Annotated in this window: 13 protein-coding genes; all 13 read left to right on the top strand. The window is 43.3% G+C overall.

Going from position 1 to position 15,117, the window contains the following annotated elements:
* Positions 1–10: 10 nt before the first annotated feature.
* The 13 genes from NAF01_RS09560 (at position 11) to NAF01_RS09620 (ending at position 15,115) form a co-directional block, all read left to right on the top strand.
* Positions 11–802: a YmfK family protein gene (locus NAF01_RS09560; protein ID WP_035330727.1), complete on the top strand. Its 792-nt coding sequence runs from the start codon at positions 11–13 to the stop codon at positions 800–802.
* Positions 803–823: 21 nt separating this feature from the next.
* Positions 824–1,729 carry a helix-turn-helix domain-containing protein gene (locus tag NAF01_RS09565; RefSeq protein WP_197214894.1) on the top strand — a complete coding sequence of 302 codons (906 nt, stop codon included), beginning with the start codon at positions 824–826 and terminating at the stop codon, positions 1,727–1,729.
* A 511-nt stretch (positions 1,730–2,240) separates the two neighbouring features.
* A complete protein-coding gene (gene pgsA, locus NAF01_RS09570; protein WP_035330725.1) occupies positions 2,241–2,819 on the top strand; it encodes a CDP-diacylglycerol--glycerol-3-phosphate 3-phosphatidyltransferase in 579 nt (192 codons plus the stop codon).
* 26 nt (positions 2,820–2,845) lie between these two features.
* Positions 2,846–4,096, top strand: a complete 1,251-nt coding sequence (locus NAF01_RS09575; RefSeq protein ID WP_048008963.1) for a competence/damage-inducible protein A — start codon at positions 2,846–2,848, stop codon at positions 4,094–4,096.
* Positions 4,097–4,369: 273 nt separating this feature from the next.
* On the top strand, positions 4,370–5,410 hold the full coding sequence (gene recA, locus NAF01_RS09580) for a recombinase RecA (protein ID WP_048008962.1): 1,041 nt from the start codon (positions 4,370–4,372) through the stop codon (positions 5,408–5,410).
* 369 nt (positions 5,411–5,779) lie between these two features.
* Complete coding sequence (gene rny / locus NAF01_RS09585) at positions 5,780–7,342, top strand: ribonuclease Y (RefSeq protein ID WP_048008961.1); 1,563 nt, start codon at positions 5,780–5,782, stop codon at positions 7,340–7,342.
* A 129-nt stretch (positions 7,343–7,471) separates the two neighbouring features.
* Positions 7,472–8,269: a TIGR00282 family metallophosphoesterase gene (locus tag NAF01_RS09590; RefSeq protein WP_163141658.1), complete on the top strand. Its 798-nt coding sequence runs from the start codon at positions 7,472–7,474 to the stop codon at positions 8,267–8,269.
* 332 nt (positions 8,270–8,601) lie between these two features.
* A complete protein-coding gene (gene spoVS, locus NAF01_RS09595) occupies positions 8,602–8,862 on the top strand; it encodes a stage V sporulation protein SpoVS (RefSeq protein WP_009330666.1) in 261 nt (86 codons plus the stop codon).
* A 156-nt stretch (positions 8,863–9,018) separates the two neighbouring features.
* Positions 9,019–9,942 (top strand): dipeptidase, encoded by a 924-nt coding sequence (locus NAF01_RS09600; RefSeq protein ID WP_197248088.1) that lies wholly within the window; start codon positions 9,019–9,021, stop codon positions 9,940–9,942.
* 299 nt (positions 9,943–10,241) lie between these two features.
* Positions 10,242–11,978 carry a 2-oxoacid:acceptor oxidoreductase subunit alpha gene (locus tag NAF01_RS09605; protein WP_048008958.1) on the top strand — a complete coding sequence of 579 codons (1,737 nt, stop codon included), beginning with the start codon at positions 10,242–10,244 and terminating at the stop codon, positions 11,976–11,978.
* Positions 11,979–12,845 (top strand): 2-oxoacid:ferredoxin oxidoreductase subunit beta, encoded by an 867-nt coding sequence (locus tag NAF01_RS09610; protein ID WP_048008957.1) that lies wholly within the window; start codon positions 11,979–11,981, stop codon positions 12,843–12,845. It begins immediately after the preceding gene.
* Between the two features lie 294 nt (positions 12,846–13,139).
* Positions 13,140–14,690, top strand: a complete 1,551-nt coding sequence (gene miaB / locus NAF01_RS09615; protein WP_250802156.1) for a tRNA (N6-isopentenyl adenosine(37)-C2)-methylthiotransferase MiaB — start codon at positions 13,140–13,142, stop codon at positions 14,688–14,690.
* Entirely contained in the window at positions 14,690–15,115 is a 426-nt protein-coding gene (locus tag NAF01_RS09620; RefSeq protein WP_048008955.1) for a YlbF/YmcA family competence regulator, read from the top strand. Before miaB ends, NAF01_RS09620 begins: the two co-directional genes overlap by 1 nt.
* Positions 15,116–15,117 lie beyond the last annotated feature (2 nt).

Raw genomic sequence — 15,117 nt, forward strand, 5'->3', positions numbered from 1 at the left:
AGGTTTTCCGGTGGAGAAAACAGAATGGTATTTGGAATATGAAATCCAAAAGAATCGTCCCGGCTTGCTTGGTGATATTTCTTCCCTGCTGGGTATGCTTTCCATTAATATTGTCACGATCAATGGCGTGGATGAAGGCCGCAGAGGCTTGCTGATTTTAGCTAAAGACCATGAACAGATTGAACGCCTAAAGTCCATTCTAAATACGATGGACACAATTAAAGTGATTAAGCTCCGGGAGCCTAAGCTGAGGGACCGACTGGCCGTGCGTCATGGCAGATATATTCAAAGGGATGCAGATGATAAAAAAACGTTCAGGTTCGTCAGGGACGAGCTTGGGCTGTTGGTTGATTTCATGGCTGAATTATTTAAACAGGAAGGGCACAAGCTAATAGGAATCAGGGGAATGCCTAGGGTTGGTAAAACAGAATCCATAGTCGCTTCAAGTGTCTGTGCGAACAAACGCTGGTTATTTGTATCATCCACGCTGCTAAAGCAAACGATAAGAAATCAGCTGATTGAGGATGAATATAATGAAGACAATTTGTTCATAATAGACGGAATTGTCTCAACCAGACGTGCAAACGAACGGCACTGGCAGCTCGTCCGGGAAATTATGCGCCTCCCGGCAGTCAAGGTAGTAGAGCATCCCGATATTTTTGTGCAAAATACTGAATACTCTCTTAATGATTTTGATTATATTATTGAGCTTCGTCACGACCATGATGAAGAGATAACATATGATGTGGTAGAGAAGAACAATATGTTCTCTGAATCTGACTTTGGAGGCTTTGATTTTTAGTAAGTTGGAAGGTGTTGTAAATTGACAGAACTAGGCAATCGATTAAAAGAAGCGCGGCTGGCTAAAGATATGAGCCTTGACGATCTGCAAAAGGTAACAAAAATACAAAAACGCTATTTGGTGGGAATTGAAGAGGGCGATTATAGCATGATGCCCGGAAAGTTTTATGTCAGGGCATTTATAAAACAGTATGCTGAAGCGGTTGGAATTGAACCGGAAGAAATTTTCGAACAGTATAAAGATGATATTCCGGCACAGGTGAATGATGATATTCCGGAAAAGCTATCGCGCGTTCAATCCAGGAAAGATCTTTCTGGCAGGACTTCAAAAGTATTCGATATTCTTCCAAAGGTTCTCATTGGTGTCTTCATTGTTGGCCTCATTGCAGTTCTATACAATTTTCTGGGGGCCAAAGATCAGGCGGACAATGAAGAGAAGCCATCTGATCTCACTGATGAACAGACGGTGATAGAAGAGTCCGAAAACCTTGCCGAAAGCAAAAAAGATGAATCAGCAGGTAAGAAAGAAGAATCTGCTGACAAAGATGCTGCTGAGGAAAATGACAAGGACCAAGAAGCCGAGGAAGAGCCAAAGCAGGAGGTTGCTGTGGTTCAATCCAGCGGAAATGGAACGGTTTATGAATTGAAAAATGCGGACAAGTTTGAACTGGAGGTTTTGTCTACAGGAGAAACTTGGGTGAATATTAAGAACGGCAAAGGAAATTCCCTCTTCCAGGGAATGCTGACTGCGGATGGCACGAAAAGCCAGAAGGTAGACTTTTCAAAGGAAACAGAAGCTTCCATTGTAGTCGGAAATTCGACTCAAACTGAAATCTATGTAAACGGCGAAAAAATTGAGTATAAAGTGCCGCCTTCACAATCCGTCAAGCAGGATATAACGATTAAGTACGCGCCGAAGACCGAATAGTCATCTTTAGATGACTATTTTCGCTTTTTATGTAAAAATTATCAGTAAAAGGATTGCAGCAAATGTCTTAGACTTTTTCTGCAAGAAGCTTCATTTATCGCAGTCTAACGAGCAGTAAGACCCCCACTTCAAGATTCAGTGGAATCAAAGGGGGATAAATGGGGGTCAAACTGCCCAATCTAGCTGCGGCTCCTAGGGGCTCGAGGTCATAAGCCAATCAGCTGATGGGAAGAAAAGCACTCCCCACCATCTGCTCGTCTTATGCTTGTCACCCCTGGGCAAGTCGCCTCGCTTTATAATGTTAAGGCCCGAAAAGAAGAACAAAGACTAAGAACGCCACATCCTCCCAAAAGCTGCCGCTTTCGGTCGTGCGATGTATCGCTGCCGTAGCTTTCCTTGTCCTTTGGCAACGTCTTTGTAACCCACTTTCCGTGGGCCTCAACTAACAATCAGCGGGAGATAAAGCCCCCCACTGATTGAAGTTTCACTTTATTATACTTGGAGGTAAAACATGAATCTGCCAAATAAAATTACAGTGTCCCGTATCTTGCTGATACCGATATTTCTGCTCGTCATGCTCGTCCCTCTTTCATGGGGAAACGTAGAGTTATTAGGAGCTGAAATGCCCGTTACCCATCTGATTGGAGCTCTTATTTTTATTATTGCTTCGGTTACCGATTGGGTCGACGGCTACTTTGCCCGCAAGTACAATCTGGTTACAAACCTGGGCAAGTTTCTTGATCCGCTTGCAGACAAGCTTCTCGTCTCTGCAGCATTAATTGTGCTGGTTGATCTTAACCTTGCTCCATCGTGGATTGTCATTATTATAATCAGCCGGGAATTTGCTGTAACAGGTTTAAGGCTTGTTCTGGCGGGGGAAGGAGAAGTAGTCGCAGCTAATCAGCTCGGCAAAATTAAAACCTGGGCTCAGATTGTGGCCATTTCTGCACTGCTTTTACATAATATTATTTTTGAAATGGTATCAATCCGCTTTGATCTGATTGCCCTGTGGGTTGCGATGTTCTTTACAATATGGTCCGGCTGGGACTACTTTGCTAAAAACAAGCAGGCCTTTATAAACTCAAAATAATTACTTTATCCGGAGGGGGCTATTGAATGAATGCTGAAATTATTGCTGTCGGGTCTGAGCTTTTGCTTGGACAAATCGTTAATACAAATGCCCGCTTTCTTTCCCGGCAGCTTGCTGAACTGGGCATTAACGTTTTTTACCATACAGTGGTTGGAGATAACCCAAAGCGCCTGAGATCTGTGATCAAAATAGCCGAAAGCCGTTCTGATTTGATCGTCTTCACGGGCGGCCTGGGACCGACAAAGGATGATTTAACAAAAGAAACGATTGCCCGGCATCTTGGCAAAGAGCTCGTCATGGACGAACAGGCGCTTGAATCTATACAGCTTTATTTTAAACGCACCAACAGAGAGATGACTGAGAATAATAAAAAACAGGCCCTGGTTCTTGAGGATGCACAGGTGCTTCCTAATGAGCATGGAATGGCACCCGGAATGATTGCCGATAGTGGCCGGCATGTTTTCATGCTTCTTCCGGGGCCGCCAAACGAGATGGAGCCGATGTTCCTTAAACATGCCTTTCCAGCCCTGCAATCCAAGCTGGGAACCGAGGATGTAATTGTTTCCCGGGTGCTGCACTTCTTCGGGATTGGAGAAGCCATGCTGGAAACGGAGATTGAAGATATTATTGATGCTCAGAGCAATCCAACCATTGCCCCGCTTGCTTCTGATGGGGAAGTTACTCTGAGGGTCACAGCAAAGCATAGTCAGCCTAACACGGCCATGATGCTGATTAATGAAGCTGAAACTAAAATTCTGGAGCGTGTCGGCGAATACTTCTATGGCTATGATGATACTTCCCTGATGTATGAGCTCACCAAGCTGATTAAGGAGAGCAGCATGACTATTTCGGCAGCGGAGAGTTTAACAGGCGGCATGTTCCAGGAAGAGTTTACATCCATTCCGGGAGCCGGCGGACTTTTAAAGGGCGGAGTGGTCTGCTACACAAACGAAGTTAAGGCTGAAGTATTAAAAGTCCGCAAAGAAACGATTGATAACGACGGGGTTGTCAGTGCACAGTGTGCTGCCGAGCTTGCTGAGAATGTCGCAAGCCTTACAAATGCCGATATCGGTATCAGCTTCACAGGTGTTGCCGGTCCGGATGAATTGGAAGGCAACCCTGTCGGTACAGTATATATAGGCATTTGGATAAAAGGAAGGCCGGTGCAGACCGAAAAGCTGAACCTTGGAGGTACCAGGGCAGCCAATCGGGTTCGTACAGTAAAATACGGCTGCCATTTTCTTATTAAAGCATTAAAAGAAACTCAGAACGCTTAAAAATGCGTTCTGAGTTTTTAGTAGCCAAAAATAATAGACAGACTTCTTGCCGAAATGCGATTTCATCTACTGATTGACCCTTGAAAAACCTCACTTTCCCCGGCATTCTTGATATTTTCAGGCATAATGTGCAAGAGAAAAAAATCGAATGGATGTTCGACTTTTTGCTCGACAAATGCGTTGAAAAGGTTTATAGTAGAGTTAGGTTTTGAGATGAGACAAAACGAATCTAATCAAAAGACAGATTCGTCTATATAAAAGGAGGAACTATTAGTGAGTGATCGTCAAGCAGCTCTTGAAATGGCGTTAAAACAAATAGAAAAGCAATTTGGTAAAGGTTCTATCATGAAGCTCGGGGAACAGACTGACCGCAGAATTTCCACTGTACCAAGCGGATCTCTTGCGCTTGATGCAGCTCTTGGGGTAGGCGGCTATCCAAGAGGACGTATTATTGAAGTCTATGGACCGGAGAGCTCAGGTAAAACAACAGTAGCCCTGCATGCTATTGCAGAAGTTCAGGCAAGCGGCGGACAAGCAGCGTTTATCGATGCCGAACACGCCTTAGACCCTGTTTATGCACAAAAACTTGGTGTGAATATTGACGAACTTCTTCTTTCTCAGCCTGATACCGGGGAGCAGGCGCTTGAAATTGCAGAAGCCCTTGTTCGAAGCGGTGCTATTGATATTCTCGTAGTTGACTCTGTGGCAGCCCTTGTTCCCAAGGCTGAAATTGAAGGAGAAATGGGTGACTCCCATGTGGGTCTGCAGGCCCGCCTTATGTCACAGGCACTTCGTAAGCTATCAGGCGCAATCAACAAATCAAAGACAATCGCGATTTTCATTAACCAAATCCGTGAAAAAATCGGAATTATGTTTGGAAACCCTGAGACGACTCCAGGGGGACGCGCATTGAAATTCTACTCTTCCATCCGCCTTGAAGTGCGCCGTGCAGAAACTCTTAAACAAGGCAATGAAATGGTTGGTAATAAGACAAAGATTAAAATTGTCAAAAATAAAGTCGCTCCTCCATTCCGAGTGGCGGAAGTTGACATCATGTACGGTGAAGGAATCTCCAAGGAAGGTGAAATCATCGATCTTGGCTCTGAGCTGGATATTGTCCAAAAGAGCGGTTCATGGTACTCATTCAACGAGGAGCGCTTAGGCCAAGGCCGTGAAAACGCCAAGGTATTCCTAAAAGAAAACCCTGAAATCCGCCTGACTATCCAAAAACAAATCCGCGAACATTATGGACTTGATGAAGAAAAAGTAGCCAGTGGAGACGAAGGGCAGGAAGAATTCGAGCTGATCGATTAATACAAAGGAAAAGCAAAGTCCTGAGTGGCTTTGCTTTTTTTTCTTCAAAAGTGTTCAAACCAATCGAAATATTAAGAAAAGCCCTTAAGACAAACCCTTGACAATAAAATTCCACAGCTTTACAATTAAAAATGTATATTTTACATTTTATATGTAAAGAAATCCTTATTGAGTCAGACTCTGTCTGGCTCCAGGCTCCATTGGCATTTCATACGTTAATAAACTGCCAGCCGTCAGATGGATGCCCAGTGCTTTTTTAAGATTGAAACGTTTAAAAGCCTTAGTGCTGTATATTGAATTGGACAATGTACATGCCAACACTTTAAAAAACGTAACACAAACAAGTTCATAGCAAGAGGAGGTGAAATGATGGATCTAGTAACAGCAATCATCTCCATTTTGCTTGGCCTAATCGTCGGTGCTTTTGTTGGCTATTTTGTTCGCAAATCTATTGCCGAAGCTAAAATTGCAGGAGCTAAAGATGCTGCTGAGCAGATTTTGGAAGACGCAAAGCGAGAAGCTGAGGCTACGAAGAAGGAAGCCCTGCTTGAAGCGAAAGATGAAATTCACAAGCTCCGCACAGATGCGGAAAGTGAAGTTCGTGATCGAAGAAATGAACTGCAAAAACAAGAAAATCGCTTAATGCAAAAAGAAGAGAACCTTGATCGCAAAGATGAAACGTTAGATAAACGTGAAGCGCTTTTAGAAAAGAGGGACGATTCTCTTAGCAAAAGACAACAGCATATTGAAGAGATGGAAAGCAAAGTGGAAGATATGATTAAAGAGCAGCAAGCTGAGCTGGAACGCATCTCAGGCTTGACTCGTGAAGAGGCAAAGTCCATCATTTTAGAGCGCACTGAGCAGGAAGTGGCTCACGATGTCGCCATTATGGTAAAAGAGAGCGAGACTAGAGCGAAAGAGGACGCTGATAAGAAGGCGAAGGAAATCCTGTCACTGGCTATCCAAAGATGTGCAGCTGATCATGTAGCAGAAACTACTGTATCAGTTGTCAACCTGCCAAATGATGAGATGAAAGGGCGTATTATTGGCCGTGAAGGCCGTAATATCCGTACTCTGGAAACCTTGACCGGAATTGATCTTATTATCGATGATACGCCGGAAGCGGTTATTTTATCCGGCTTTGATCCAATTCGCCGTGAAACTGCACGCTTAGCTTTAGACAAATTGGTTCAGGACGGTCGCATCCATCCAGCTCGGATCGAGGAAATGGTCGATAAGGCCCGCCGTGAAGTGGATGAACACATCCGCGAAATCGGAGAGCAAACCACTTTTGAGGTTGGTGTTCACGGCCTGCATCCAGATTTAATCAAAATTCTTGGCCGATTAAAATTCCGTACAAGCTACGGCCAGAACGTGTTAAAGCATTCAATGGAAGTGGCTCAGCTTTCAGGGCTGCTGGCTGCCGAATTGGGACAGGACGAAACATTGGCACGCCGGGCAGGATTGCTTCATGATATCGGTAAAGCAATTGATCATGAAGTGGAAGGGAGCCATGTTGAAATCGGTGTGGAGCTTGCCACTAAGTATAAGGAGCATCCTGTTGTCATAAACAGTATCGCTTCCCACCATGGTGACACAGAGCCAACATCAATCATTGCCGTGCTTGTCGCTGCAGCTGATGCTTTATCAGCAGCAAGACCTGGAGCAAGAAGAGAGACGCTTGAGAACTATATTCGCCGTCTTGAAAAGCTTGAAGAGATTTCCGAATCCTATGATGGTGTTGAAAAGTCATTCGCCATTCAAGCTGGACGCGAAATCCGCATTATGGTTAAGCCTGAACAAATTGATGACCTTGAAGCTCATCGTTTGGCAAGGGATATCCGTAAGAAGATTGAAGAAGAACTTGATTATCCAGGCCATATCAAGGTTACGGTTATCCGTGAAACGAGGGCCGTTGAATATGCAAAATAAAGCGATGCACATGCATCGCTTTATTTCTTTTTCAGGGTGTGCTTAAAATTGAAGCAGGAAACTGTGTTACACTAAGAATAAGAACTGAAAAAGCATACATATATCTTTATAAACAGAAAGGGATATGACATGAATATATTATTTGTCGGAGATGTGGTGGGATCCCAAGGCCGGGATATGATCACTGAATATGTACCGAAGCTTAAGGAAAAATACCGGCCGCATATCACTATTATTAATGGGGAAAATGCAGCAGGAGGAAAGGGAATTACGGAAAAGATTTATCGGGGATTTCTTGAGGCTGGTGCACAGGCGGTGACACTCGGGAATCATACATGGGATAACCGGGAAATTTTTGAATTTATTGACCGCGCTAAATATATGGTTCGTCCGGCTAATTTTCCTTCTAATAACCCTGGCAAAGGCATGGTTTTTTTGAAGTTTAATACAGAGGAAGTAGCTGTTATCAGCCTTCAGGGCAGAACTTTTATGAATACAAGTGACTGCCCTTTCCAAAAGGCAGATGAATTGATAAAAGAAGCCCGGGAAAGGACTCCATTTATTTTTGTTGATTTTCATGCAGAAGCAACAAGTGAAAAACAGGCCATGGGCTGGTATTTAGATGGAAAAGTATCAGCAGTCGTAGGTACGCACACCCACGTGCAGACAGCCGATAACCGCATTTTGCCTGGGGGGACGGCCTTTATGTCTGATGTGGGGATGACAGGGCCATATGACGGTATCCTTGGTGTGGAAAAAGAAGCAGTGATCAAAAGGTTTATCTCAGGGCTCCCGGTTCGATTTGAGGTTCCGAAAGAAGGCAGGACCCAATTGAGCGCAGCGGTCATTGAACTGAATCCTAAAACAGGATTGGCCAAAAAAATTGACCGGATCCTAATTAATGATGACCATCCTTTTTACTCATAAATTGATAAAAGACTGCATCCGGAGGGGCCGGATCGCAGTCTTTTTGTATTAGCAGTAACAAGACTTAAGGTGCGCTTTTCTTGGACAAGCAGAAATCAGTAAGAAAATCAGGCTGAAACCCAGCTTTTTTTGTCCAAGCCGGAATATGTGAATTCCAAGCTGAATATAGTAGCAATGGAATGATATATAGACCTGGTGCTAAATTCCATCAAAGCGGGTAGTGTATGAACGGAAAGAAATGGCCTGACTTGAAGGCATTCGGCCATTACAGAAGGTTATATCTGCGCTTTGAGCAATGCATACAGGAGGGGTAAAACGAGGAGGAGCTAGGAATGGAAATATTAAAAGTTTCAGCAAAATCTAATCCTAATTCTGTAGCTGGTGCGCTTGCTGGAGTTCTTCGCGAAAGAGGAAATGCGGAAATCCAGGCAATTGGTGCGGGTGCATTGAACCAGGCTGTTAAGGCAGTAGCGATCGCAAGAGGATTCGTAGCGCCTAGCGGAGTGGATTTAATTTGTATCCCTGCATTTACGGATATCCTGATCGACGGCGAAGAACGGACTGCCATTAAGCTGATTGTGGAGCCGCGTTAGCCCGAAAGCTTCAGAATGGGAAATCATCCTTTGTCATATGCATAAGTCAGTAAAAGATAGATTCTTACAAAGACAATAAACCTGTTTGCGTTATAGGCAAACAGGTTCTTTTTTTAATAAGATAATGCTAAGGAGAAAAAGAGGGAGGAAGAACGCTTGAAAATATTTGATGCACATTGTGATGTTCTATATAAAATGTTTATGGACAGAAGGATTGACTTTCAAAATTCAGGCAGTCTTCAGGTGGATCTGGAAGCGCTTCAGGCATCAGACCTAAAGGTTCAGTGCTTTGCCATTTATGTTCCGGAATCCGTCCATCCGGAAATGAAGTTCAACGCAGCCCTTTATATGGTCAATCTGTTTTACGAGAAAGTGCTTAAACCCAACCCGCAATTAAAGCTCATTAGAAGCACCGGGGACATAGACATGCTGAAGGATGATGAGACAGGAGCGATGCTGACCTTGGAGGGCTGCGACGCAGTTGGCTGCGATCTGCTTAAATTGAAGACGCTTCTCAGGCTGGGAGTATCTTCAGTGGGATTAACCTGGAATTATGCAAACTGTGCAGCTGATGGAGCGCTTGAGGAGAGAGGGGCAGGCCTATCTTCTTTTGGCAAAGGGGTGGTGCATGAACTAAATGCCAGTAAAGCATGGTGCGATGTTTCCCATCTTTCTGAACGGGGCTTCTGGGATGTGATGGAGTGGGCCGACTATCCTATTGCCACTCATTCAAACTGCTATACTTTGTGCCCGCATCCGCGCAATTTGACGAACGAACAGATTGAAGCGCTGATTGACAGAGACAGTGTGATGGGCATTACATTTGTGACTGAATTTTTATCAGGAAAACAATCAGCGGCAATTACTGATGTTCTCAGGCACCTGGAATATGTATGTTCACTGGGGGGAGAGAATCACGTCGGATTCGGTTCGGATTTTGATGGTACAGATGGGAAAGTTACAGATTTGGAGGATGCAAGAAAATACGATAACCTGATAAATGAACTGTTAAAATATTATTCTGATATACAAGCTGAAAAATTTTTATTTGGAAATTTTTATAGCAGGTTTCCAAGGTGAAAATGTTGAAAAAACTATATATCAAGGTATGTGAGGAACTTCAAAAATCCACAATTAAATAATCTTTTTAGCATTTTTCAAAAAATAAAAAAATATTCATCTTTTAATCGATAAATATACGGAAAGGGTTGCTTTTTTAGACACATAGGTCTAGAATTGAAAGCGTTTAGTACCCATCCATCTTCCAGAATATAGCCTAAAATGCATGTTGAAATGGCGGAGTGACTGGACAAGTACTACACTGATATAAATAAAGCGTTTTTACATATTTTCTTAACGTATCTGAAGGGGTGTAAGAGATGATCAATCAACTTTCATGGAAAGTTGGAGGACAGCAAGGGGAAGGTATTGAAAGTACCGGAGAGATTTTTTCCATTGCGCTAAATCGTTTAGGCTACTACCTGTACGGTTACCGCCACTTTTCATCACGAATTAAAGGCGGGCACACGAACAACAAGATTCGTGTCAGCACGTCACAAATCCGTTCTATATCAGACGATTTAGATATTCTGGTAGCTTTCGACCAGGAAACAATCGATTTAAACTACAAAGAACTTCACGATAAAGGGATCATGATTGCAGATGCGAAATTTGATCCTAAACAGCCAGAAGATACGAATGCAGTTTTGTTTGCAGTGCCTTTTACAGAGATTGCTACAGAGCTGGGAACATCCCTGATGAAAAACATGGTTGCTGTCGGCGCGACATGTGCAGTTCTAAATCTAGATATTAAAGTATTTGAAGAAGTAGTTCAAGAAATTTTTGGACGAAAAGGACAGCAGGTTGTCGATAAGAACATGGAAGCCATTCAGGCAGGCTTTGATTTCATGAAAGAAAAGCTTGGCGATGATGTGGAATTAATGGAGCTTGAAAAAGCTGACGGGCTGAAGCGTTTATTTATGATCGGAAACGATGCCATCGCTCTTGGTGCACTTGCAGGCGGCTGCCGCTTTATGGCCGCTTACCCAATCACACCTGCATCCGAAATTATGGAATACCTGATTAAAAAGCTTCCTGCGCTTGGCGGATCTGTTATCCAGACGGAAGATGAAATTGCCGCGGTTACAATGGCAATCGGTGCAAACTACGCTGGTGTCCGCTCACTTACAGCATCTGCCGGTCCTGGGCTTTCCCTTAAGATGGAAGCAATCGGCCTTTCAGGGATAACTGAAACACCTCTGGTTATCGTGGATACACAGCGTGGAGGACCTTCCACAGGACTTCCGACAAAACAGGAGCAGTCTGATTTAATGGCAATGATTTACGGAACTCATGGCGAGATTCCAAAAATCGTCCTTGCTCCAAGCACTGTACAGGAAGCATTCTATGATACTGCTGAAGCTTTCAACCTAGCAGAAGAATACCAGTGCCCTGTTATAATCCTATCAGATTTGCAGCTTTCTCTTGGAAAACAGACAGTGGAGCCGCTTGATTTCAGTAAAGTTGAAATCCGGCGCGGAAAGCTTGTTACAGAAGAACTTCCTGAAATCGAAAACAAAGGTTACTTTAAGCGCTTTGAGGTTACAGAAGATGGAGTTTCTCCACGTGTAATTCCTGGCATGAAGAACGGAATCCACCATGTGACAGGTGTTGAGCATGATGAAACTGGAAAACCTTCAGAATCAGCTGCCAACCGCAACGCTCAAATGGATAAGCGTTTCCGTAAGGTTGAAAATATTAAATTCAATACACCTGTTCACAAGAATGCTCCACATGAAGAAGCGGACTTGCTGATCGTTGGCTTCAACTCTACTAGGGGCGCAATTGAGGAAGCTATGAGCAGGCTTGAACAGGATGGCATTAAAGTAAACCATGCGCAAGTTCGCCTGATTCATCCTTTCCCAACTGATGAATTATTGCCGCTTGTAAAAACAGCTAAGAAAATCGCCGTAGTTGAAAACAATGCTACAGGACAATTAGCGAACATCATGAAGATGAACGTCGGACATGCTGAGAAAGTATATAAGCTATTAAAGTACGACGGAAATCCATTCTTGCCGCATGAAATTCACACAAAATGCAAGGAGTTGTTCTAAATGGCCACATTTAAAGACTTTCGAAATAATGTAAAACCAAACTGGTGCCCAGGCTGTGGAGACTTCTCCGTGCAGGCTGCGATTCAGCGTGCGGCAGCAAATGTTGGTTTAGAGCCTGAGAACTTAGCTGTCGTATCAGGCATCGGCTGTTCCGGACGTATTTCCGGTTATATTAATTCTTATGGTTTCCACGGTATTCATGGACGTTCACTTCCGATCGCCCAGGGTGTTAAAATGGCTAACCGCGATTTAACAGTTATCGCCTCCGGTGGTGACGGAGATGGCTTCGCGATCGGTATGGGCCATACCATCCATGCGATCCGCCGTAATGTGAACATCACTTATATCGTAATGGATAACCAAATTTATGGTTTAACAAAAGGACAGACTTCACCTCGTTCTGCGGCTGGCTTTAAAACTAAGTCCACTCCGCAAGGTTCAATAGAACAGGCGATTTCTCCAATGGAAATGGCATTAACAGCTGGTGCGACCTTCGTGGCGCAGAGCTTCTCAACCGACCTTAAAGATCTGACTGCGTTAATCGAAGCAGGAATCAAGCATGATGGCTTCTCTTTAATTAACGTGTTCAGCCCATGTGTTACATACAACAAAGTAAACACATATGACTGGTTTAAAGAAAACCTGACAAAGCTTAGCGATGTGGAAGGTTATGATCATTCAAGCCGCGAAATGGCTATGCAGACTCTTATGAAGCACAGCGGTCTTGTAACTGGCCTAATCTATCAGGACGCTGAGCGAAAGTCATATCAGGAGCTGCTTTCAGGTTACTCTGAAACTCCATTATCCCAAGCGGATCTTCAACTTGATCAAGATCACTTTGATAAACTTGCAGCTGAATTTATGTAATAGACCAGAAGCTCGGGGGCACCCGGGCTTCTTTTTTTGAGTCTAATGTGACACTTATCACACACAAAATACTATATTTAGTCTAGTATTAGTGATTGTGCAGGATTGAAAATATCCCTGATCGTACATACAAGTAATAGCTGCTGATAAGAGGCAGAGTGCGGTTTTCTATTGTTTTAACTATCAGAAACCCTTATACTATAATAATGTGCACATGTATATTGCACAGCATGATATTACTGTAAAATGAGTTTTAATGATAGATGCTGCTCAGGAGAAAGAGAAAGGGGATAAATGATGAACGAAAAACAACGTTTAGAAAGCCAGCAAGTGCAAACAGCAAATCCTTCGGACAAAAAATCCGTAAAAGATTACAGCAAATACTTTGAAACTGTTTACACTGCACCTTCCTTAAAGGAAGCGAAAAAACGCGGAAAAGAAGAAGTAAAATATCATAAAGATTTTAACATCCCTGTAGAGTTTCATGGCATGGGAAATGGCCGCAAATTCTATATCCGCACATACGGCTGCCAGATGAACGAGCATGATACCGAAGTAATGGCCGGCATTTTTCTTGGTCTTGGCTATGAGCCAACAGACTCAGTGGAAGATGCGAATGTCATTTTGCTTAATACATGTGCCATCCGGGAAAATGCCGAGAATAAAGTGTTTGGAGAACTTGGCCATCTTAAACATTTAAAAAAAGAAAAACCCGATCTTCTGATTGGGGTCTGCGGATGTATGTCCCAGGAAGAATCGGTTGTTAATAAGATTCTTAAAACATATAACCAGGTAGATATGATTTTTGGAACACACAACATCCACCGTCTTCCTAACATTCTTCAAGAAGCCTATATGTCAAAGGAAATGGTTATTGAAGTATGGTCTAAGGAAGGGGATGTAATTGAGAACCTTCCAAAAGTGCGCCGCGGCAATATTAAAGCATGGGTTAACATTATGTACGGCTGTGATAAATTCTGCACTTACTGCATTGTTCCTTATACACGCGGAAAAGAGCGGAGCAGACGTCCTGAGGACATTATTCAGGAAGTTCGCCAGTTAGCGGCACAGGGCTATCAGGAAATTACCCTACTTGGGCAAAACGTAAACGCATACGGAAAAGATTTTGAGGATATGAAATATGGCCTTGGCGATTTGATGGATGAAATGCGCAAAATCGATATTCCACGCGTACGTTTTACAACCAGCCATCCGCGCGACTTTGATGATCATCTGATTGAAGTGCTTGCGAAAGGCGGAAATCTGGTAGAACACATTCACCTTCCGGTTCAATCCGGTTCTACGGATGTCCTGAAAATCATGGCACGGAAATATACAAGAGAACAATACCTGGAGCTGGTTCGCAAGATTAAAGCGGCTATTCCAGGGGCAACTTTCACAACTGATATCATTGTTGGCTATCCTAATGAGACAGAAGAGCAATTTAAAGAAACAATTTCCCTATACAGGGAGGTAGGCTTCGAAGCTGCTTATACGTTCATTTACTCACCTCGTGAAGGTACACCAGCTGCCAAAATGGTGGATAATGTACCAATGGAAGTAAAGAAAGAGCGCCTTCAGCGTCTGAATGCAGTTGTAAATGAATTATCGGCAGAGGCAATGAAACAATATAAAGGCCAAACTGTCGAAGTTCTTGTGGAAGGGGAAAGCAAGAACAATCCTGAAATTCTTGCAGGATACACAAGAAAGAACAAGCTTGTAAACTTTAAGGGGCCAAAAACAGCGATCGGCAAAATTGTAAAAGTAAAAGTAACTGATGCAAAGACATGGTCCCTAAACGGAGAAATGGTTGAAGAACTAGATGCGGTTGAGGTGAATCAGTAATGGCTAAATACACAAAGAACGAGATTGTTGAACGTGCGAAGGATTTGGCACGCATGATTGCAGAGACAGAAGAAGTGGATTTCTTCAAACGTGCAGAAGCACAGATTAATGATAATGAAAAGGTTAGTGCTACCATTACAGCCATCAAAGGCTTGCAAAAGCAGGCTGTTAATCTTCAGCATTATGGAAAAGCTGAAGCATTAAAGAAGACGGAAGAAAAAATAGCCAAATTGGAGCAGCAGCTGGACGAGATTCCTGTAGTACAGGAATTCAAGCAATCCCAGGTGGATGTTAATGAATTGCTGCAAATAGTGGCAAATACGATTTCCAACACAGTAACAGACGAAGTCATTACAACAACAGGCGGAGATTTGCTGAGCGGCGAAACGGGATCAAAGATCAAGAACAGCAGCTGTTCACATTAATT

The organism is Cytobacillus firmus (assembly GCF_023657595.1).
Lineage (GTDB): Bacteria > Bacillota > Bacilli > Bacillales > Cytobacillaceae > Cytobacillus > Cytobacillus firmus_B.